The sequence below is a fragment of the Pseudomonas sp. NPDC087185 genome (genome assembly GCF_044744955.1).
Taxonomy (GTDB): Bacteria; Pseudomonadota; Gammaproteobacteria; order Pseudomonadales; family Pseudomonadaceae; genus Aquipseudomonas.
This window is the reverse complement of the sequence record NZ_JBIUZK010000002.1, coordinates 482149-502143: the sequence shown is the minus strand read 5'-3', so window position 1 is coordinate 502143 and position 19995 is coordinate 482149. Positions and strand designations below refer to the sequence as shown.

Genomic DNA, 19995 nt, shown 5'->3' with positions numbered 1-19995 from the left:
TCACTTCTCGTAGGTGAACTTCGGAGCGTCCTTGGAGGCGCCCCAGTAGATGGGCCAGTCGGCAATTTGTGCTATCGCGAAGAAGAAGCGGTCATCCTGCCGGCGCGCGCGGTGGTTCTCGTCCGTCCACCGCTCGGTACCGGTTCGGTTCCACTCGGCCATGCGATCAATGAGCGGGACCGTGATGCTATTGCCCTCCTCACCATTGCCGGCGTAGGAGAACTTGGCGGCGTCCATCCGTCCGCTGAACAGGATGTCGGCGGCGTAGGTGCCGTCCTCGGCGAACACCACGAACATGAGTTTGCCGGCCCGACCTCGACAGCCCTTCAGTGAGGTTTCGGTGATGATCTGGGTATCCAGCCCGTTCAACGTCAGGTCAATCGACATCGGCGAGCCTGAGTTACTGCTCTCCTGCGACTGGCCCACAGCGCCGAAACTGCCGACGCCCTGGTAGGTGATGCCGTCGATGACCAGGTCGCCGGTACCGGTGTGCGCGAAGACCATGCCATCAGGGAAATCGAGCTGGCAGGCATACACCGCCATGAAGTTACCCCTAGCAATGATGTCGACCACCGTTTGGCTGAATGGGAAAACGCCTGTGGCCATCAGAAGGCCTCCCGAAACTGGAAGCTACCGTTTGACACCACCGGCTGGATGCTCCATTGATTGGTGTCATCCATGCGCCGCATCTCACAGTAGGGGTTCTTGTACTCGACCGGTGTGCCGGCGGGGATGGCCTTTCGAACGCGCTTGTTCACGTAGACCAGGGCCTTGCCGGCGGCGTCGGTGGCGGCATGCTCAACCACCTCGAACATTTCACCGCTGATGGTGATGTGGTCGCCGCGGCTGAATACCTGCCGGCTCGCGGTCATGCCCTGCAGCTGCAGAAATGTCGACTGGGCATTGGCCGAGGCCACGGTCGGGGCGCCAATGTTATCGGTCCGAGTCCGGGTGATTGATGGCACCTTCACCGTACCGAACATGCCGTGCAGGCGACCCAGCAGCGATGTCAGCTCACGCTCATCCTCTTCATAGAGCACGCCGAAGCTCAGCGTGCACATCCAGTACGAGCCTGGCTGCGCCACGATCTGCTGGGAATTCGACAGCGACGAGGTAAACGCCCGGTTGTTGTAGACGATTCCCCAGGTCACCTCAGTGGGCTCCAGGGATTCCGGCCATTCCTCCGCCATTGGGTCACTCCAAAAAGAAAACCCGCCGAAGCGGGTCTTGGTGAATCACCGTTGCGGGTGATGCTTTATGTGCGAGGTTTGGTCTAAAGCGCGTCATTCTCGGCGCGCCTGCGAGCAAGATCATCGGCCACCAGGCTCGCGCTGATCGCACCGCCTGGACCAACACCGGCTCTGATCTCCTTGATGATCTGATCCTGCATGTAGCCGACGCACCTCTCAACATCTTGGGCAATCGATTCTGCGCATATCTGCTCGTTCATTAGCACAACCATGATCCTACCCATCACTTCACCCTGCAGGGCGGCGCGATCGATATAGGTCTTAGCCGGCGCTCCTGGCTCAATGTCTTTGAAAACAAATGACGACACCGTGCCAGATATCTCGCCGATCATTTCTTTCAAATCAAGATCGGTAATTTTCATAGCCTTCTCTATTTTTTGGACAGCAACTGACGGCCTGGGCCATTGGTTTTGAAATCGCGAAGCATAGTTTGGTATGCCCCCTCAATCCCTTTACGCGTAGACCTCTCCAGGTCTTCCTTCGTTACACCGTCAGTACCGCCACTGAAGTGGAAGTGCTGGGTGACACCCCCGAAGCTTACCGAAGATTCTCCCCCACCGCCGCCATCACCCGCGCCGGCGGCCATGACACCGAGCGAACCGTCCGGCCCGCGATGCAGCGGCAGGATTGCCTCTGGCCCAGCCTCAGCAAAGATGCCAGCACCCTTGGCAAACGCGAACATTTGCGGGCTGTCGTACACCTGGCCCGAGTAGGCCGACAGGCTTGGCGAGTCGTAAACGCCGCCCTTCGCGTTGGCCACGAATGAGCCTTCGCTGAATCCCGTCATGGTGCCCTGCCCGAGGGCCGAACTGCCGCCGCTCAAGAAGCCAAAAGCAGAACTGAGGAACCCGGCGGCGGACTGGCGCACCTGGATGCGAATCAGGTCCTCGATGATCGAGTCAGCGAAATCCTTGAACTCGAATTTCCCAGTCTTCACGAACTGGGTGACGCCATCTTCCAGGTTACTGAAGGCGTTTCCGAACAGCTCCTGGGTCTGGCCCGCTATGTCTGCAGCGCTGTCTAGGTAGTTCTGCAGAGCTGCCGAAGCACCATTGCTCCAATCCGACTGCGCCGCGTCGATCTTTGCGAAGCTGTCTTCCTGCACCTGGACAAGCTTGGCGCCGTACTCCTGCCGCAGCGCGATCTGTTGCTCCAGCTCCTGCCGCTGCTTCGCGGTCGAAGCGGTGGCCAGTTCCTCACGCAGGGCCAGGATCTTGCTGTTGTTGTCCTGCTCCAGAGCAAGCCTGGCCTGAGCACGGCTGGCGGCTTTGTCACCCATCCCGACCGAGGCGGCTGCCGCATCACCTTGCTGCTGAGCGATCGCCAACTGCCGCTCAAGGTCGGCTTGGTACTTCATCGCCCGCGACAGGCCTGTCGAAGCTTGCACTGCGGTATTGAACTGCTCGGCGAGAGCGCCGACTGCCTTGCCGTATTCTTCGGTGGTGATCTTCTTCTGCGCGAGCAGTAGATCAAGGATCTTGGTCTGCTTTTGGAACTCATCGGACGCAGCGCCCACCGGATCAAACACCTTCTTCAGCTGCTGGTAAGCGGTTTCCGCCTCCTTCAACTGCTGGTTCAGCTTGGTCTGGGCCGACGTGGCGTCTTTTGTTTCCTGCTTTACGCCCTGGTTGGCTTTCTTCTGCGCCTCGATCGCGCTCGCTGCCGACAAGATCGCCTGGCGATCGGTTTCGGTGAGGTCGGCGTGCTCCGCAAGGTAGCGATTCGCAATCTTGTTGGCATCGCCATTGTCTTGCAGTCCGGCCAGTTGCTTCTGCAACGTGTCGAGATAGGTCTGACCCGCTGTACTCATGCCGGTCTTCGCGGCATTGTTGGCCGTCGTTGCAGCCGTGTTGCGGTCCGTCTCACCCGTCAGCTCAGCGAGCTTGGTCTTCAGGTTCTGCAGCTCGCCACTTAGGTCCGAGGCTTTGATCTGCCCGGTTTCGATAGCCTGGGCCATCGCTTCGGTAACGCCAGGGATACCGCGAACCTGGTCGGCGACTGCCTTCCAGTCCACAACCGCGCCATTGGCAAAATCTTTCGCGGCAGACCGTACCAGGTCGAGCGCTTTTTGAGCCTCCCCAGGCATGGGCGCCAGGCCAATCATCAGGCCGTCGACACCAGCAGCTCCAACACCACGAAGGTCATTTTCGAAGCGATCAGCAATCGAGCCCGACACTTGAGAAAGTTGGCTCTGCGTGTCTTCGATCTTGCCCTGAAGTTCGCGCAGCGCTACGGCCTGGGTCGCACTGTTCAGCTTGTTGAAGCGCTCGACCAGCTTGTCGAGAGGATCGCTCAGGTCGCCGAGCTTCTTTTCGAGCGAATCCGAGTTGTCTCGCAGCAGCAGGAAACTCGCGGCGGCAGTACCGGCCAGTACGGCAAGACCCGCTGGACCACCCAGCGCAGCGAGAAGGCCGCCTCGGACGGTCGCTTGGGCCAAGTTAGCTTGAGCAATTGCCAGCGCCTCTGTTGAGGCAATGAGCGCGGCCTGTTTTGGGATTAACTGTGTCTGGACTAGAGTCAAACGCTGCAGGCCAGTAGCGGCGGCCACAGAAGCCTGAGCTTGCTGAAGTTGCGCTTGAGCGAAAAGCCTTTGAGCATCAGCGGCAATTACAGCAGCCTCTGCACTTCTAACCGCAGCAGCACGCTGAGCCAACAGCGCTTTCACAGCGACGTAGGCTTTTGCCGCATAAGTGGTGAGAGCTGCGGCGCCTGCACCTCCCATTGCTACCGCTACCAGGTCAACGTTATCCGCCAGCAACACCAAAAACTTAGACAACCCTGCGACGGCACCGGTTTGCTCCTCAAGCTTGCCCAGGAAGGTGCCAGTGGCGTTGCTGATGTTGTTCAAGGCATCTTGAACACTAGTTGACATATCTGCTGCCGCTTTGCGGTTGACCTCAACGTTTTTCAGCAGGCCGATGTTGATGTCATCAAGAGCGAGCTTGCCCTCGCTGCCCAGCTTGCGCACCTCGTCGGTGCTCTTACCGGTCGCTTTAGCAATTGCCTCCACCACTGTCGGCATCGCCGTTTGGATAGAAATCCAGCCGTCCGCATCCACTTTCCCAGTTGCCAGCGCTTTGGAGTAAGCATCCAGCGCCGAGCTAGCTTTATCAGCGGAAGCGGCGTTGGTGACCAGAAGGAAGCTGAAACTATCTGTGATGTCGAGCGTTTGCTGAGTGTTGAATCCGAGGGTTCGCATCACATCGGCAGTGCGGATGTAGAGTTCCTGGGCCTCCGCAAGTGGCCGGTATGTCTCTTGAGCGGTCTGCATCAGGTGCTCTTGCACCATCTGGTACTCGCCGGCACTGCCGGCTGCAGCTCTCATTCGATCAGACATCTGGCCGTATGCATCAACCTGCTTGATGATGCCGCCAATAAGACCTGCGCCCGCAACTGCTGCAAATGCCCCTCGCATAAGGGTCCCTGCACTCTGGGCAGCGGCCCCTGCACGATCAAACGCTGAGTCGACCGTTGCGAGATTCCGGTCTATCGATTGACTGGTCTTAGACACTAATTGGTCAGCGTTTGCCAGCTCTCGCCTCAACTGGGCAGTCGTTGCTTCAATTTGAACCAGCATACCCTGTACTTGTTGATCGGCCATGGTCGCTCCACCCAAAAAAAAGCCCGGCTCTCAGCCGGGCTTAAATGTCAAAAATTTATCAGATAGGATTGATGGTCAGATCACTTTTCCAGTCTGGGTCAAAAGTGCAGGCCGCTCGCCAATTTCTTTTAGCTCCGGAGTGGCTCGTTTCTTCAAACCCAAGAACCAGCCTCACGTTACCGTTCTGGGCTTTGTGATAACTAGAGTCAGACAGTTCATGGAAATTCAAAGAGCCGCCAGATTGATTCTGAGCATTGACTAAATCCTTGCATTTTTGGATTGCATCAGCTCTACCTATCGATTTGTCGGAATTCGAACGAACCGAACCGTTCTTGGCCAAGTCGGAGCTTGTCACTTCGTAACGTTCGCGATTCTCGCAATCCACCATGAATTTCAAGTTATCAGCCGAGCTTTCTCGCCGAATAAAAAGAACACTAACAACATGCTTGCATTTTTTTGCCACCAACACAGCAGCTTCATTTTTCTCCCTGTTAACACGAGAAATATCATCCTTGAACTTATTGTATGTCGGATCAGTCTTGTCGCTTCCGATTATTAAAGAATTGTCTTTGTAATCCTCAAGAATCCATTCATCAATAACTCCTGAGGAACCTGAAGCAGTTTTCGGTTCCGAATCGCCCGCCCCGCAGCCCGCCAGGATCAGTAAGGCCCCAGCACAAATCCATTCACGCATGACAGTCTCCCTTTCAAAACGCGAAGGGTATCAAAGTCAGCCAACTGATCACTTCGCTTTTCTCCCTGTCAACGCCATCCTCAGCTTGTCGGCCACATTCGAAGCGCTTGGCTTCTCCTTCACCCCCTGCTTCTTCCCGCTGCCGAACGGGCTGGTCATCTGCGCCCACTCAATCCTGGCATCCATGGCCATGAACATTTCCGGGAGCGGCGTAGACCAAGCCACATCAGGCGCCCAGCCCAGCCAGCCGGTAGCGATCCCGTACAGCCGGTCGACGTAGCTGCCGTCCTCGACAGCGCTTACGCCGTCCCGGCTTGGTCGTTTCCCGGGTCAGAACCTCGCGGATTGTAGAGAGCGCCCAGGTACTTGGTGACTAACGGTGTCAGCCCGGCCACTCCCTCCTGCCAGACCTTTTCAGGCAGCGCTTCGGCAGCCCTCCCTTCCAGGCCAGCGCCGGCGGCAATGATGAAAGCCACCGCGTCTACGCCGACTGCGTGCAGGGCTCCTGATGCGCCTCGCAGACCGCCGAAACGGCTCTCGATCGCCCTCACCGCCCTGAGGGTGGGGCGGAGGGTGAACTCTTCATCGCCCAATTGCACTGTCACGGTACCGTGCAGAGTGTTGTTCATTGTTCAATCCTGTGTGTGCGGGGCCGGAGCCCCGGCGCTGTTATGGGGTGACCGGTGCCGGCAGCAGCTCGAGGATGTCCGAGTTGATGCCGATGGTGACGTTGCGGCGCACGACGTTGTCAGCAGCACCAGGTGCGACGGTGTTGTTCATCACCTTGCCACGCATGTAGAACGTGGTCGGATTGATCACCGGCGAAGCATCTGGATCACCATCGTTGAGGGTGATCTTGATGTTGTAGTCGCCCTTGCTGCGGTCCTTGTGAGCGGTCTTTACGGCGTTCTGGCCTGCGTCACCGTTGTCGAGGCCTACCGTTAGCGTCAGGTCGCCGGCATCGGCGGTGCCCTTGTACTTGCGCACCCGGCCATCCTTCAGCGAGGTGAAGGTCACGCTGCTGAAGGTATCGCCGAACTCACCCAGATCTTCGATTTCACCGACTTCCACGTAGGTGTCGGCCTCGTACTCGGTCTTGGTGTCGGCACCGGTCTTGCCGCCAATGGAGAAGCGGCAGCCGGCGGCTGTATTGAGGTTGTCGTCGGCCATGGGGGTTCCTCCAAAGGCACATTGGATAAAAGCCGCTGCGCGGCCCGTGGGTGGTTCAGTGGGTGGTGATCACGCGGAAAGTGATCGATCCCTGGTAAGTGATGCCGTCAGCATCGCGCTGGGCGTCCGCCTGCTCGAGACGAATAGAGACGGCGCGACCTACTTCAAGCGGCAGTCTGCGCTCGTCCAGTGCGGCGATAACCTCGCCATTGATGCGCTTGACCTCGGCCTGGCCCACTGCATCGGACCAGACCGACAGGTACAGCAGGCGGGTTTCGCGCTTGCGACCCGAGATGGGGCTGCTGTTGACCGAGACCTCCCGATCGATGGAGACGTACGGCATCTCCGCATTCAGCGGCGCACCGTCGTAGATCGGACAGCTGACCTCGGCCTGAAGCCTTGCGAAGATGGCCTCCTGCAGGGCCAGCGATGGATCAGCCATTGCCTACCCCCTGGCTTGCCTTGCGTAGCGTGCGGCGCACAGCGATCTCGATGTCTGCCATGACGTACTCCCGATTGACCTGCATCGAAGGACGCAACCACGGGTGCGCCGGCCTGGCCGGAATGTCCGGGTACTTGCCGAAGAAGTGGGTGCCATCGCTCTTGTTGCTGACTCGCCGGTTGCGGCCGCCAGCACGCTTGCCACCCATGTAGCCCTTGGTCCCATACTCGATGAAGCGCAAGTAGAAGAACTTACGGTTGTCGCGCTTGCCACGAATACCGATCTGAGCGTCTAGCCCGCTCGGCGAGACGTACACCCTCAACGCGGCGGCAGCGGCGCCGGTGTCCTTTGGCATCAGCTGCCGTTGCGTCTCAAGGATGCGGTTAGCAGCCTTTTCCATTTCCGGCCGGAGCTCGTTATCCATCGTTCGATGGATGTTGCGCAGCGTCCGGCGTAGTCGGATATCACCGCGAATGCTGGACCGGCGGCCCATGGTTCACTCCTTGGCCTGGTCGGCCTTCGCTGGCTTGGCGGCTTTCTCCTGCACTGCCTCGGCATAGCCGCGGGCAATCAGCCCCTCGCCGTATTCCTTGGCGACTTCGAACTCTTCGCCCTTCTCGCGCTCGCCAGAGGCTCCCGTCAGCGGGCCCAATGCTCGAATTTTCATGGTTCACCTCATGGATTGGGGACGCTGGAGCACAGTAGCCTCAGCATGTCCCGTTCGTTACTGGGTAATGGGGCCTCGACCTTGTAGGTCATGCCCGTGCGTTTCTCGATCAGCCTCCACCCGGCCAGGATGTCCGACCGGGGCCGGATGCGGATCTCGGCGCTGATCACCGCCTGCAGCTGTTCGGCGACCGGAGAAACCCTGCCGGTAGGAGTCGTGACCTCCGCCCAGATCTCACCAACCTCAACCCATGTCTCAGCGGCTCCGCCGGATCGGTTCTGCTCCCTGTGGGGCTTAAGCACGCGGCAACGGTGCCTCATGGGGCCGGCTCTCATCAGAATCGCTTCCTGTACCAGAGCAGCCTTTCGACCGCGAGCGGCATGACGGTGGCAATGGTGCCTACCGCCACAGCCTCTCGGTTGGCGTACCAGTGCCCTACCATCAGCAGAATGGCCTGCTCGACATCACGAGTCAGGCCCATCTCTTCGGGCTCTACCGGATCAGCATCGACCAGCTTTCGGTCGCAGTGCTGCTCGACGTGGGCCTTGGCCGCTTCGACGTAGCCGCCGATCAGGGCGTCTTCTTCATCGCCGTCGACCCGGAGGTGCATCTTCACGTTGGCCAGGTCGAGCATTTACTTGGCCTCGGCCGCGGCTTTCTCTGCGGCAGCCTTTTCAGCAGCCGCTTTCTCGGCCGCTTCCTTCTCGGCGGCTTCCTTTTCAGCTGCCGCTTTTTCTGCTGCAGCCTTATCAGCGGCGGCTTTCTCGGCAGCAGCCTTGTCTTCCTTGGGTGCCGCAGGCTTGGTTTCCTTCGGCTTCGTCACCCGCGGCTTGCCATTCGCGTCAACCTCGACGGCCAGGCCTTTGCCAATCAGGGTGTGGGCGTACTCGTCATCCGCGTCATCGAAAGTTGCGCCAGCCTTGACCTTGTTCGAGTCGGCGCCGAGCAGCGCACCGTTGCCGACAAAGCCCCACAGAATCTTGATTTTCATGTTGCCTCCAGAATCGACAGAGCCAGCGCTGAGCCGGCCCTTGGTCGGGGGTGGTGGATTAGGCAGCGGTCGGGAACCGGCCCTTGACCAGCGCCTCGCGGCGGCGAACACCGAGGCCCAGGCGCTCTTCAACCAGCAGCGCGCGCTCGTTCTTGATGAACTGGTCGTTGATCAGGCCCATCTTGAACAGGAACGACATGCGATCGAACAGCGTGGTAGAACGCGCAAAGTTGGCGGTTAGGAATTCGCCGCCGGTGTCTCCGTCGCCCTCGTCCATGCTGTCGGAGGTGATCACCGGGCGCCCCCACAGGATTGGAGTGACCAGGCCCTGCAGGTTGGCGAACAGATAGCGGTTCTCGCCATCCTTTTGCAGCTCGATGTTCATCCAGTCCAGTTCGGTCATGACCACACCATCGGCGGACATTTGCGACTGCTTGCGCACCTGGTAGATGGATCGACGGACCAAGTCGATGGCAGTATCGCCAGCTTTGCTCAGCGCGGTGTTGTAGTTGGTTGCCTGGGTCATCAGGCCGTTCAGGTTTTCGCCTGTACCGTCGCCTTTGAGGATCTGCGCCTCTTCCTCCAGCTTCAGGTCGTAACGCAGCAGCTGCTGTAGGTAGGCGAACAGCTGCGGGACGTCGTCCAACGCCTCGTCGGTCACCGGCATCCAGACCGCGATCTTCTTTACGCGGTCGGTTTCGGTGGTGAAGGTGACGTTGCTGGTCGGCTTCAGACCGCCCTCGGCCACCGGAGCCGCACCGCGGGTGTGCAGGTTCTCGCGGAAGTAGGTGTAGTTCTGGCCCGACACCGGCACAGCAGTCAGCAGATCACGAATGCGCAGCTCCTGGCGAATACCCGGCTGGATCACTGGATCGTATTGCGGGGCAACGATGCCAGCGCTGGTGACCTTCATTTCCTTCATGCTGGCCATGTCGGACTTGGTCACATCGAGTTCGGCCAGGCCACCGCCGCGTTTCAGGGATTTGTAGCTCTCGTCGCCCTTGATCAGGTCGATGAAGCTTTTGCCCTCGCTTGGTTGGCCGCGCAGCTTGACGCCTTTTTGCTCCAGGTCCACGACTTGGTCGATGACCTTTTGCAGCTCGCCCTTCTGGTCTTCGATCTGCTTTTTCAGGTCGCCAGCCACCTGGTTGCCCTTCTGGACCTCGTCCATGGCAGCATCGTACTTCTTCTGCAGCCCCTCGAAGCCGCTCTTCAGTTGCAGCTCCAGGGAGTCCTTCAATTCTTTTACTTCGCTCATCGTGCTACTCCGAAATGGTGGGTGAACAGGTTGGAAATGTCTTTCAGCTCATCCACGATCGCCGTGGCCTCGCTCCCGCCGTCACGGCGTAGCGCGGTGTAGCCGAGCGAAGCGACTGCCGCCGCTTCCTTCTGCGAGAGGCCCATGCGTTCGCGCAGGGCCTTCTCGAAAAGCCTGATATCCGACTTGACGCTGAGGACTTGTGCCTCGGGATTCATGCCGAACGGGACAAAGGAGGCTTCCCACAGTTCGGCCTCCTTGATGACGCGAACACGCCGGCCAGCGCGCTCCTCGAAATCAGCCTTAAGGGTGTTGAAGCCAATCGACATGCTGTCGAGGACTTCGTCTTTCATCAGCTCGTATGCATCGCGCGCGTAGCTGACCTTGAGATTGACCTGCCCTTTCAGGAGCAGGCCATGATCGTCCGAGGTGAAGTCGGCGGCACCGACCAGGCGGGTCAGGTCGTGATACAGGGCAAGCTTGAGCTTGCCGCCTCGGGTTGCCTTCACCCGAGTGAAGGCCCCGGGCACGATCACATCGTCACCAAGGTCCACGTTGTTGAATACCGCCGCGTAGCCCTCGAAGTTGCCGGCCTCGTCAACGGCCTTGAGCTCAAACGGACATTCAAGGTTCGCCATTCTTCTCCATCTCCCACCGGGTGACCCGGTTGTATTCGTCGCCTTCCAGGGGAGGCAGGTTTTCCTTCACGCGGACTTCGTTGATGGTCATCCAGCCGGAGCCGCCCGAACCGCCCAGTGCACTTCCGTAGTAGGTGGCACGGCCGGCGCTATCCGCACGCAGCAGGCCCTCGACGGCGAATTCGCAGAAGCGCGTCGCCGTTCGATAGAGCTTGTCGTTGAACTCGTCCTCTACTGCATCGATGAAGGGCTTGAGGCCGAAGGTGATGTAGCCGGTGAGCTGCTGCTCAAGGTTGGAGCCCATGATTGAGGTCTTGCCGGCGCGGTTGGCCAGCCAGAGCGGCACGCCGTAGATGCCCGCCAGGGCTTCTTCCTGGAACTGCTGCGACTCGATGAATTGCGCATCCCTCTGGCTGATGCCAGCCGGGACGATCTTTGGGTTGCCCTGGAGAATCGCCATCTTGCCGATGTCGTCGGCGTCGGCCTTTCGCACATCGGGAAACTTCTCCATGACCTGAGCCTGTTGGGCCTTGGTCAGGAACTGCTCGTAGATGACGTAGCCGCCGGTAAAGCCGCCCTTGCGCATGAAGCGCGCCGACCACTGCTGGCCGGCCTTCGCCAGCCCCATGGTCTCGGCCTGGTGCTCGATCGGCGAGAGGCCAACGATGCCATCCAGGCTGAACAGCTTGAAATGCAGCATGTTCTCGGGCGACACCGGGTAGGGGGCGCCCTCACTTGGCTCGACCACATAAAGAAGGTCGTCTTCGGTGTCGATCTTGACCGTCCGCCAATCCAGCGGTACCAGACCGATCGGGTCACCATTCCTGTTCCGCTCGATCAGGGCGAAGGCGTTGCCTCGCAGTGCCATGTTCACGACCACGAACTTGAGGAAGTTCAGCATGGTCATGTAGGGGTTCGGCTTGCGCAGCAGCTTGAGCATTCGGTCGTTACCGGTCACCAACGCCCGGCCGCCGTCCTTGTCCTCGTAAAGTTTGAGCGGGAGACCGCTCAACGACTCGGAAAGGATCTTGACGCAGGACCAGACCATGCTGATCGATAATGCTGTCTTTGCGCTGACTCTTACCCCCGCCTTGGTGCGTTTGCCTCCGACCTCCAGGTCCACATCAACGCTGTTGCCCGTGACCGGGTCCGTATAGCTGAAGAAGTCCCAAGTCGCGGGGTTGTACCATTTGAATGCCATGGTCAGCCTATGAGTTCAAAGAATCCGTTTTCGAGGTAGTCAGCCATCCCGCCCTGCGCCTCTGGGTTCAGAGCGATGAGCGTCACGGCATTGAACAGAGCCATTAGGGGGTCGATCTTTGCCGATCCGCTGGCCTGCTTTGTGATGAGGATTGCGTTGCCTCTGGGCTCGACGCGGGCGTTCCCGCAGCACCAGGCCATCAGCGGTTGACCGCCATGCCACATACCGCCTTCTGCCAGCTTGCGCTCAGCGGTCTTGATTGCTCCGCCGAGCGTGTAACCCTGTTTCACTCCACCGATCTTCTCGCGAGGGATGCCCCGAGCCTCCAGGGCATCGAGGATCGCGCCAATTCCCACCGGGTCGAGCCCTACCTGATCAAGTAGGCCGGCCTCCTCCACCTGGGCGACAAGCTCGGCGATTTGGTCCACGTCGTCGCCGATGCGCTCAACCAGCGTCAGGTGCCCATCGTTGGCGAAGTCACGGATGCGGGGCGCCTCGGCCTTGCGCCTCTCCAGCACCGAGGGGTGAGCCCAGGCATGCGTCCAGGTAAGCCACCGGCGGCTATCGCGCTCCCGCCCCACTGCGGCAAAGCCCAGCAAATCATCAAGGCCACCCCCGTCTATGCCGATGTCGATCACCTCGCACCGCTCGATCAGGTCCTCCAGCGTCCGGCAGTCATCCGACGCCTGCCGCTCCCAGTAGTCGGCGCCGGCCCAACGATCCGAGAGCAGCGCCAAGCCGATCTCGACGTTGAGGTGTTTGGCTAGGAAGCCGCGGAACGACTCTTCGCCATCCATCTGCGCCTGGGCATAGCCACGCTCAATGAATGGCTCATCAACCGACAGGCCCAGATTGGGGTTGGTGATGTAAGCGTTGGAAAAGTCTCGATGCGCTCCAGCGTCGAGCATCGCTTTCGGAAACTCGTACAGCACCGGCAAGAACGACTTGTCGACGATCTCGCCGTCGCGCACCTTTCGGGCGTACATGAGTTTCTGCCGGAACACGCCGGCCGGCGGCGCATCGGATTGGGTGGTTGCCCAGATGATGAAGCCCTCGGGGCGTGACGCCAGGCCGCCAGTTGCTTCGCGAAGCATGGCCTCAGCATTGTTCCGCTTGCCGAACACCCAGAGTTCGTCGATGAACACACCGATTGCCTTTTTGCCAGACACGGTCTCGCTGTCGGCTGCCACCACCTTCAAGGTCGCATTGGTCTGGTGATGGGTCACCGTCCGAATGTGGTCTTGAACTTTGAGCAGCGCCGATAATTCCTCATCGGCCCGCACCATGTCGCGGATCGGGATGTAGGAGTTGTCGGCAATCTCCTTGGTGGGAGCCAGGATGATGAACTCGCCCGATGGTCGCCAGTTGAGGATCAGAGCCGTCAGCATGATGCCGGCAGCGATCGTCGATTTGCCGTTCTTCTTGCTGATCAGCAGCATGAACTCGCTGACTAGGCGCCGGCCCTCGTCCGGGTCGTATGCGCCGAAGATTGCGGCCACGAATTGATTCACCCAGTCGCGAACGGTCTCGCACATCAGCGGGCTGCCGGTGGCATCGACCATTCGCAGGGCGCCGAACACCTCCAGAGCTTCCTCAGCCTCGCTCGGGAACAGCGGGTCGAACGGGATCAGGCTCTGGCGCGCAACGATGCGCTTTTCCCAGTCAGGGCATGCAGTAGTCCAGTCCATCACTTCACCGATCGCAGCGGGCCGCGACGGGCGCCGAATTTACCAGCAGCTGCCTCGGCAGCTTTGTCTTTTGCTTGCTCCTTCTTGCCGCTCTCCCCTCTACGGGCATGCACGAAGGGCATCAGGGCCTTGGCTGCATCAACGCGCAGCTTGGCCTCGGTGCCCAGGTCATTCATGACCGCGAGCAGGAAGTCTTTGGGATCTTTGTGGGACAGCGCCTGGGAGAGGTCGAAACCGGCCGGCTCCCACTCACCTTCAAGGCTGTGGGCAGCTGCTGCGGGCTCAGTCGGCGATGTGCTCGCGGGCTGCTCGCAAGCGCCGCCTTTAACATCGTCTTTAACATCAGCTTTAACATCACCAGGCATCAGGCCGAGCGCTCGAAGCTTCTTCAGCTCGGCGGCAACATCGGGATCCTTGGCCAGCCGTGATCCGGCTGCAGATGCTGATTTTGCTGGGCATCCCGCCGCAATGGCTGCGTCTCGATTGGACGCACCTCCCCTCAGCGCAGCGATAAATGCGCGCTTCTTGGGTGTTAAAGCCATTTAACAAAAATCCTGTGGGGGAAAAAATCTGTGCGTGGGGTCGGAGGCGGTCTAGCTACGTGAGAATCGCCATATTTTACCCTCCCCCCACCTAGCGGCACGTCACTGGCATGCCTCGAAGCCATCCGCCGCCGATCTACGGCGTCAGCCAGCCAGGCCAGCAGCCTCCTCGGCCTGTTTGACCGAGTCGTGGCAAGGCTTGCAGAGCGGCTGCCAGTTGGACTGATCCCAGAAGAGATCCTTGTCGCCTCGATGCGCGACGATGTGGTCGACGACACTGGCTGCTGCGGTTCTACCTACCCTGGCGCAGTACGCGCAGAGCGGGTTGTCCCGCAGGTACTGCTCGCGAGCCTTCTGCCACTTGTAGTCGTAGCCTCGCTGGGAGCTGGTCATTCCGCTCCGCCAGCTGCCCGGCGTGACCGTCTTGACCCGTGAACCTGCACTTTCCTTGATGCGTGAGCCCAGCGTCTTGAGCCTAGCCATCACTGCGTTACCCGGTTGAGCGCTTCGTCGGCCTTGTCGGCCGCTTGGGTAGCGGTGGTTGCTGCCTTCGACGCCTTGGCAGCAGCGCTGTCAGTGCGGCGTGTAAGTTCATCGAGGCGCTGGTCTCGCTCGGCCATCGCCGCGTCATACGCCTTGCGTATCTCTGCTACCTGGCCTGCCTGGGTGCTGGCCATCGACCAGTAAGCCGATTGCCAACCCAGGACTGCACCACCTGCTATCAGCAGCACAGCAATCACCCAGACCTCAGCCCGTCGCCACCAACGTCGGGCTATGAATTCCAAAGCGCATTTGTCCATCACTTGGCACCTCCAAGCTGCGCGCGGAGACGGGAAATCTCCTCACTCTGCGTGGTGACCTTGTCGGTCAGCTGCTCGACCTGTCGAGTCAGCGCGAGGATGTTGCCTTCAAGCCGGCCGACCGAGATCGCCAGATCGTTTCGCTCCTTGGCGAATTGATCAGCGCGAGCTTCTGCCAGCTTGCGGGCTTCACGCTCGGAGTCGAGCAATTCGTTCAAGCGCCGGACCGTGCCGATATCGGCGTTGTCCATGGCTCGGTCGGTGGCATCCTTCGAGAGGAACTTCCTCAACCACAAGAAACCGCCCAGCAATACTGTGCCCGTGCCGCCCAGCCAGGTGGCTGTGCCTGGGCCGAGGTCGGTCGGATCCATCCATAATCTCCAAAAATGAAAAAGCCCAGCTGTTTGGCTGGGCTCATGGGTTAGGGGTCAATCAGTTTTTTATTAGGATGTCCGAATCGTCCAACCGGGAAATCAGTATCTGCACAAGCTGGTTGTACACTGGTTCGAAACTACCTGCTTTTACATCTTCGACGCTGAGCACAACGCTTTGACCATTAATCTCAAACAGGTATCCGGCATCGCAGAACCGGACACTCATATCGAAGACGTAGCACGCGCGGCTCTCCCTGTCCTCAGAGACCAGTGTGAGAGCGATCGAGAAGTCTACTTTACCGTTGAGGCTACTCAGCTCTATCCAACGCTTTTCTTGGAAAGCAGAGGCCGAACCCTGACCGAGCCGAACGTAACGCTCACCGGCTTTGCCGTCCAGGTGATGCCACCGATCGCCGGGAAGCCCGAGATATTTCCCGAAGCCGGAAGCTATATCCCCGGCAGATTTAGAAAGAAGATGAAGCTGAGCCTGAATTGCAGTCTCCCGGCTAACGTATCGCCTCTGGAGGTCTGAATAAATGGACATAACCAACTCCTTATTAACGAGCTGGCAACATGACATAAATGCTGGCTTAGGGCCACAAAAAAGCCCGACACTACGGCCGGGCTTTCGGGGGTCAGTCCTCAACGTGCGCAGGAATGACAGGATGGCGTTAATTTCTCTCACTCTATCACTGATGTCAAGAGGCAATTAGGCAGCGTCTTTGATCAGCAGCCCTTCAGCCTCAAGAATCGCCCGGACCTCTCTCAAGGAGTCGTTGATCATGCCGTCCAGCTTCTCCTTGATCCCGGAACGCCAGCGGTAGCGCGTCGGCTCCGATGTAGCGTCCAGATCCCAGGTGTTCATGTCGTAGAAGCTGTCCGGAAGAATGATCAGATCTTCTGCCAGAGCCTCTGCCTTTTTGCGCTCAGCCTGGCCAGCGGCCAAGGCAGCGTTGACCAGGTTCTCGCGGCGCCATTCAGGAGCATCAAGCGGGATATCAACCGCAACTGAGCGAGGCCCTCTCCGCCGCGCCCCTTTGAGCTTCGGGATGGCCCAGGTGGTAACGGCCTTGTAGATGAACAGCTGAGGCGCCGGACTGGCAATCAGCGGCGCGATGGCCGTGATCCCCTGCAGCCGCTTTGCCTTGTTGGTGGCGTACTTCGCATTAAGTGCGTTCCAGTGGCGCGGAATGAGCAGGTGGTGGAGGCGCGCAGCCAGCCAATAATCAACCTGAGCCCGATCAAAGCCGCCTGAATGGCCTCCCAGCGAAGCCAGGCAGCCGCCTTCCTCTTCCGCCGACTTGTAGAGCTTCTGCCATGCCTGGCCTTTCGCAGCGCCTTTCTCTCCTGCCGCCAGAGCGGCAACTACTGCACCCGATACGCTGTTGTAGATCATGTCCTTCCCCCTCAATCACCGGTGTAGTTGGTGCCGCCGGCGCCGCGCCGGTTGCTTCCCTGATATGTCGCCTCAGGCCCGGATGCCTGAGGGTTCTTCAACTGCTCGATCTGCCAGAGCGCTGCCCGTAGCCTCATGCTGAGCTGGGTCACCAGTTCATCCAGGGCCAGGGCCTCGCCAGTTGCAGCCGCTACCCAGCCCGAGGCGTTGCAGTGGTCGCATGGCAGTTCGTGAAACACGCCCTGAGTGACCGCTCTCCCACGGCACAAAGGGCATTGAGCCAGCTCGATCACAGCCTTCTTGAAGGCCGGGCCGTGGCTCTTTCTCATCCTCGGTAACCCGTCTTGCGCAGTGCCAGAACAGCGCCCTCCAGTGCCCCTCCAGCGGCCACGATCAAGATGAACACCAGCGGGCTCCAGCCTGTGAACCCCATGAGCCAGGCAACGAACAACGCTAGGATGATGGTGGCGTGCTGGCAGAAGCTGATACTCGGAGCGAATAGGTCTGTGGTCATTTCGAATCCTCGCTAATTACAAATGCGGTAAGGTCGCTCGGCGCCACGGCTGCTGTGGCCTCTGGCGAGTTCTGCGAAATTTCGGATAAGGCGTTGGTAAGGCGGTGGATGGCTGCGAAGCCAACCTGATCAAGCCAGGCGTGCCACTTCTCCAGTGCTGCGCGACGCTGCTGCATGGCCTGGGTGTGGATGTAAGTGCTGGCGATCTTGCCCAGCGTGTGGTTCAGGAGCATCTCGCCGATGTGGCCGTCGATGCCAAGGTCGGTCCAGGTGCTGCGGGACACCTTGCGCAGGTCGTGGCTGGTCCATTCGCCCTGCCCCAGGCGGGTGAACACGGCGCTGGCCTGGGTCTCGCTCAACGACAGGCCGCGACGGTTCGGGAACAGGTACACGCCCTCGTAGCCTCCGGCCTGCTGGATGGCCCGGTACCGGATCAGCAGCGCCTTGATCTGGGCGGTCAGTGGCAGACGGTGCTCGGTGCGGGTCTTGGTGTTCGCCGCGGGAATGAACCACTCGGCCGCCGCCAGGGAGATCTCGCTCCAGCGCGCCATGCGGGTCTCGCCGATACGGGTGCCGTGGGCCAGCATCATCAGGGCCAACATGGCATCACCCGGTGCCGCTTCGAAGGCCTGGGCCAGCTGCTGCATCAGCTCCGGCAGCTGCACGTCACGCAGGCGGGCCGCCTTGGGCAGTATCTTGGCCTTGGTGAAGTCGTTGAAGCGCATCCCGGCCATCGGGTTGCGGTCGATCAGGCCAAGCTGCAGAGCCTGGCGGAAAGCGGTCAGCAGCAGCGCGAACATCTGCCGCAGGTAGGACAGCGACACCTCAGCCTGGCACGGCCACATCAGCTGCTTGTCCAGGGCATCAGCATTCACGTCAGCCACGGCCAGGTCATCCAGGCGCGGCTTCAGGTGCTGGGCAATGGCAGAACGGGCGCCGGCCTTGCGTTTCGCCGACAGCGAGCGGTCACGGGCCATGCGGTCGCCGTACCAGTCGAGCAGTTGCCCCACGGTGACCATGCCCGAGACCACCGGCGCCGTGGCCGGGGAGCGCAGCAGGCGTTGACGCAGCGCGGGCAGCTCGGCCAGTACCGCCGATACGCTCAGGTCGGGCCAGCGGGCAACCGGTACCCACTTCTTGCCGCGCACCAGATGCCAGCTGCCACGCTCGCGGTTACTCCAGAAGCGCAGGTAGAGGCCTGGGTGGCGTGGGTCGCGCAGGTCGCGCACCGACTTGTCGGCGGCCTGCCGGCGCACTTCGGCCTCGCTCAGCTTCACCTCACGGGTCGCGCTCATGCGGCCACCGTCGCAGGCAGCAGCAGGTAGGCGCGGATGGCTTCAACGGCGTCGATGTTGCCCCGGCACACGATCGCCAGATAGCCCTGATCGCCGAGCGCCTGCAGGTAAGCATCCTGACTGGGAGACACCGGCGCATCGAACGGTGGCATGGCCTTGAACTCGATATACAGGCCGAAGTAGCCGCCGCGCGCCATCGGCAGCACCAGGTCGGGCACACCGGCCTTCACGCCCTGCCCCTTCAGCTTGGCGGCCACAGCCTTGACCCGGTGCCCGCCGTTCGGGACGTGGTAGATCAGTTTGTAGGCTTGCGGGTAGCGGAGCTGCAGCTCCTGCATCAGCGCGGCCTGCTCCTGCCCTTCCCGATCGATGGGCTTGGCGCGGGCCGGCTTGGCCTTGAACGGGCGAAGGGCGAGACCACTCATGCGACCAGCACCCCCTCGTTGATCAGCTGCGCCTGGGTGCGCACTACGCCTTCAAGGTGCATGAACCGCAGCTCGTCGTAACTGAACGCTGTTCTGCTGCGCGAATCGACAGCGTCATGGCATGCACTGCAGGCCCAGGCGCCCTGCAGGTCGTTTGGCTTGATGCCAACGCCGCAAGTGCCTGCCATGCGGTAGTGCGCCAGAACGGTGGTTTCCGGGTTGCCGTTGCAGACGCCCGGGATGCGCACCTGGCACTCTCGGCCGCGCGCGGCCTTGGTCAGTTTGCTCTGGCGCATCAGCTACCCTCCCGGCCACGGTGCGAGGACCAATCGAACGGCAGGACGATGCCCCCACCCTCCCGCAAGCGGTCCGCCGAACGCTCGCCCATAGCCGCTGGCAACTCCTTCGCGCCAAGGTTGGAAATCACGATGGTCGGCAGCATCCGCTCGTAACGGCCGTTGATGATTGAGAACAGGCGGCTCAGCTCAAAATCGCTCGGCGCCTCCTTGCTCGCGCCGACCTCATCCAGTACCAACAGCGACGGCCGAATCAACGCGTCGAGGATGCTTCCCTCGGTCTGGCCGGAACTGCCATCGAATGTGGCGCGGATGGCCTGCAGGATTCCACCGAGGGTCCGATAGGCTGCCGTATGCGTGGTGCTGGCCATGACGGCCTGGGCGATCGACACCCCCAGGTGGGTTTTTCCGGTGCCGGGGTTTCCTACCAGGATCAGGCAGCGCCCGGCGGCCAGATTGGCATCGAACTCGGCGGCGTAACGCTCGCAGCGCGCCTTGGCCTTGTGCTGGCCTTCGCAGGTCGCCGCATAGCTGTCGAACGTCTTGTCCTTGAACCGCTTTGGGATCAGCGAGTCTCCGAGCTTGTACGCCAGATCTACGCGCTGACGCTTGGTGTCTTCGGCCTGGGTTTTGGCGACCTGCGCCGCCTTGCAGCCCGGGCAAGGCGAGCGGAAGGTGTGGCTGAGCACCTGGTGGGTGGTCGCCTCATACGGGCCATGCTCTTCGCATATCGCCATGGAGGTCACCTGCGGA

The 19995-nt window shown here is 60.5% G+C and carries 30 protein-coding genes; all 30 read right to left on the bottom strand.

What is annotated here, in order from left to right; translation table 11 throughout:
• Window positions 1–606, bottom strand: a complete 606-nt coding sequence (locus ACIPIJ_RS07670; protein ID WP_401074543.1) for a hypothetical protein — start codon at window positions 604–606, stop codon at window positions 1–3.
• Window positions 606–1190, bottom strand: coding sequence for a hypothetical protein (locus ACIPIJ_RS07665; RefSeq protein WP_401074540.1), 585 nt, complete (start codon window positions 1188–1190; stop codon window positions 606–608). Before ACIPIJ_RS07665 ends, ACIPIJ_RS07670 begins: the two co-directional genes overlap by 1 nt.
• An 83-nt stretch (window positions 1191–1273) precedes the next feature.
• Window positions 1274–1612 (bottom strand): hypothetical protein, encoded by a 339-nt coding sequence (locus ACIPIJ_RS07660; protein WP_401074537.1) that lies wholly within the window; start codon window positions 1610–1612, stop codon window positions 1274–1276.
• An 8-nt stretch (window positions 1613–1620) separates the two neighbouring features.
• Window positions 1621–4851 (bottom strand): phage tail tape measure protein, encoded by a 3231-nt coding sequence (locus ACIPIJ_RS07655; protein WP_401074535.1) that lies wholly within the window; start codon window positions 4849–4851, stop codon window positions 1621–1623.
• A gap of 58 nt (window positions 4852–4909) precedes the next feature.
• Entirely contained in the window at window positions 4910–5545 is a 636-nt protein-coding gene (locus ACIPIJ_RS07650) for a hypothetical protein (RefSeq protein ID WP_401074532.1), read from the bottom strand.
• A gap of 48 nt (window positions 5546–5593) precedes the next feature.
• Window positions 5594–5737, bottom strand: a complete 144-nt coding sequence (locus tag ACIPIJ_RS07645) for a hypothetical protein (protein WP_401074529.1) — start codon at window positions 5735–5737, stop codon at window positions 5594–5596.
• 107 nt (window positions 5738–5844) lie between these two features.
• Window positions 5845–6174 (bottom strand): hypothetical protein, encoded by a 330-nt coding sequence (locus ACIPIJ_RS07640; RefSeq protein ID WP_401074526.1) that lies wholly within the window; start codon window positions 6172–6174, stop codon window positions 5845–5847.
• A 40-nt stretch (window positions 6175–6214) separates the two neighbouring features.
• Complete coding sequence (locus tag ACIPIJ_RS07635; RefSeq protein ID WP_401074524.1) at window positions 6215–6715, bottom strand: hypothetical protein; 501 nt, start codon at window positions 6713–6715, stop codon at window positions 6215–6217.
• Window positions 6716–6770: 55 nt separating this feature from the next.
• Window positions 6771–7157: a DUF3168 domain-containing protein gene (locus ACIPIJ_RS07630; RefSeq protein WP_401074522.1), complete on the bottom strand. Its 387-nt coding sequence runs from the start codon at window positions 7155–7157 to the stop codon at window positions 6771–6773.
• Window positions 7150–7650 carry an HK97 gp10 family phage protein gene (locus ACIPIJ_RS07625; RefSeq protein WP_401074520.1) on the bottom strand — a complete coding sequence of 167 codons (501 nt, stop codon included), beginning with the start codon at window positions 7648–7650 and terminating at the stop codon, window positions 7150–7152. Before ACIPIJ_RS07625 ends, ACIPIJ_RS07630 begins: the two co-directional genes overlap by 8 nt.
• A 3-nt stretch (window positions 7651–7653) precedes the next feature.
• Complete coding sequence (locus ACIPIJ_RS07620; protein WP_401074517.1) at window positions 7654–7824, bottom strand: hypothetical protein; 171 nt, start codon at window positions 7822–7824, stop codon at window positions 7654–7656.
• Window positions 7825–7832: 8 nt separating this feature from the next.
• Complete coding sequence (locus tag ACIPIJ_RS07615; RefSeq protein ID WP_401074515.1) at window positions 7833–8159, bottom strand: phage head closure protein; 327 nt, start codon at window positions 8157–8159, stop codon at window positions 7833–7835.
• Window positions 8159–8458, bottom strand: coding sequence for a head-tail connector protein (locus ACIPIJ_RS07610; protein WP_392472710.1), 300 nt, complete (start codon window positions 8456–8458; stop codon window positions 8159–8161). The genes ACIPIJ_RS07615 and ACIPIJ_RS07610 overlap by 1 nt, the downstream gene beginning before the upstream one ends.
• On the bottom strand, window positions 8459–8815 hold the full coding sequence (locus ACIPIJ_RS07605; protein WP_401074513.1) for a hypothetical protein: 357 nt from the start codon (window positions 8813–8815) through the stop codon (window positions 8459–8461).
• Window positions 8816–8873: 58 nt separating this feature from the next.
• Window positions 8874–10073 (bottom strand): phage major capsid protein, encoded by a 1200-nt coding sequence (locus ACIPIJ_RS07600; protein WP_401074510.1) that lies wholly within the window; start codon window positions 10071–10073, stop codon window positions 8874–8876.
• Window positions 10070–10711: an HK97 family phage prohead protease gene (locus tag ACIPIJ_RS07595; RefSeq protein WP_401074508.1), complete on the bottom strand. Its 642-nt coding sequence runs from the start codon at window positions 10709–10711 to the stop codon at window positions 10070–10072. Before ACIPIJ_RS07595 ends, ACIPIJ_RS07600 begins: the two co-directional genes overlap by 4 nt.
• Window positions 10698–11912: a phage portal protein gene (locus ACIPIJ_RS07590; protein WP_401074505.1), complete on the bottom strand. Its 1215-nt coding sequence runs from the start codon at window positions 11910–11912 to the stop codon at window positions 10698–10700. Before ACIPIJ_RS07590 ends, ACIPIJ_RS07595 begins: the two co-directional genes overlap by 14 nt.
• Before the next feature lie 2 nt (window positions 11913–11914).
• The gene (locus ACIPIJ_RS07585; protein WP_401074503.1) at window positions 11915–13600 is read right to left on the bottom strand and encodes a terminase large subunit; all 1686 of its coding nucleotides are present in this window, start codon (window positions 13598–13600) and stop codon (window positions 11915–11917) included.
• Window positions 13600–14142 (bottom strand): terminase small subunit, encoded by a 543-nt coding sequence (locus ACIPIJ_RS07580; RefSeq protein ID WP_401074500.1) that lies wholly within the window; start codon window positions 14140–14142, stop codon window positions 13600–13602. The genes ACIPIJ_RS07585 and ACIPIJ_RS07580 overlap by 1 nt, the downstream gene beginning before the upstream one ends.
• A gap of 144 nt (window positions 14143–14286) precedes the next feature.
• Window positions 14287–14625 carry an HNH endonuclease gene (locus ACIPIJ_RS07575; RefSeq protein WP_401074497.1) on the bottom strand — a complete coding sequence of 113 codons (339 nt, stop codon included), beginning with the start codon at window positions 14623–14625 and terminating at the stop codon, window positions 14287–14289.
• Window positions 14625–14942 carry a hypothetical protein gene (locus tag ACIPIJ_RS07570; RefSeq protein WP_401074494.1) on the bottom strand — a complete coding sequence of 106 codons (318 nt, stop codon included), beginning with the start codon at window positions 14940–14942 and terminating at the stop codon, window positions 14625–14627. The genes ACIPIJ_RS07575 and ACIPIJ_RS07570 overlap by 1 nt, the downstream gene beginning before the upstream one ends.
• Window positions 14942–15313, bottom strand: coding sequence for a chemotaxis protein (locus tag ACIPIJ_RS07565; RefSeq protein ID WP_401074491.1), 372 nt, complete (start codon window positions 15311–15313; stop codon window positions 14942–14944). Before ACIPIJ_RS07565 ends, ACIPIJ_RS07570 begins: the two co-directional genes overlap by 1 nt.
• 61 nt (window positions 15314–15374) lie before the next feature.
• The gene (locus ACIPIJ_RS07560) at window positions 15375–15860 is read right to left on the bottom strand and encodes a hypothetical protein (protein WP_401074489.1); all 486 of its coding nucleotides are present in this window, start codon (window positions 15858–15860) and stop codon (window positions 15375–15377) included.
• A gap of 165 nt (window positions 15861–16025) precedes the next feature.
• Entirely contained in the window at window positions 16026–16712 is a 687-nt protein-coding gene (locus tag ACIPIJ_RS07555; RefSeq protein WP_401074487.1) for a hypothetical protein, read from the bottom strand.
• A gap of 11 nt (window positions 16713–16723) precedes the next feature.
• A complete protein-coding gene (locus ACIPIJ_RS07550) occupies window positions 16724–17041 on the bottom strand; it encodes a hypothetical protein (RefSeq protein WP_401074484.1) in 318 nt (105 codons plus the stop codon).
• Window positions 17038–17226: a hypothetical protein gene (locus ACIPIJ_RS07545; RefSeq protein ID WP_401074481.1), complete on the bottom strand. Its 189-nt coding sequence runs from the start codon at window positions 17224–17226 to the stop codon at window positions 17038–17040. The genes ACIPIJ_RS07550 and ACIPIJ_RS07545 overlap by 4 nt, the downstream gene beginning before the upstream one ends.
• Window positions 17223–18521 carry a tyrosine-type recombinase/integrase gene (locus tag ACIPIJ_RS07540; protein ID WP_401074478.1) on the bottom strand — a complete coding sequence of 433 codons (1299 nt, stop codon included), beginning with the start codon at window positions 18519–18521 and terminating at the stop codon, window positions 17223–17225. The genes ACIPIJ_RS07545 and ACIPIJ_RS07540 overlap by 4 nt, the downstream gene beginning before the upstream one ends.
• On the bottom strand, window positions 18518–18946 hold the full coding sequence (locus ACIPIJ_RS07535) for a VRR-NUC domain-containing protein (protein WP_401074475.1): 429 nt from the start codon (window positions 18944–18946) through the stop codon (window positions 18518–18520). The genes ACIPIJ_RS07540 and ACIPIJ_RS07535 overlap by 4 nt, the downstream gene beginning before the upstream one ends.
• Window positions 18943–19242, bottom strand: a complete 300-nt coding sequence (locus tag ACIPIJ_RS07530; RefSeq protein WP_401074473.1) for a DUF1364 domain-containing protein — start codon at window positions 19240–19242, stop codon at window positions 18943–18945. The genes ACIPIJ_RS07535 and ACIPIJ_RS07530 overlap by 4 nt, the downstream gene beginning before the upstream one ends.
• The gene (locus ACIPIJ_RS07525) at window positions 19242–19979 is read right to left on the bottom strand and encodes an ATP-binding protein (protein WP_401074467.1); all 738 of its coding nucleotides are present in this window, start codon (window positions 19977–19979) and stop codon (window positions 19242–19244) included. Before ACIPIJ_RS07525 ends, ACIPIJ_RS07530 begins: the two co-directional genes overlap by 1 nt.
• Window positions 19980–19995 lie beyond the last annotated feature (16 nt).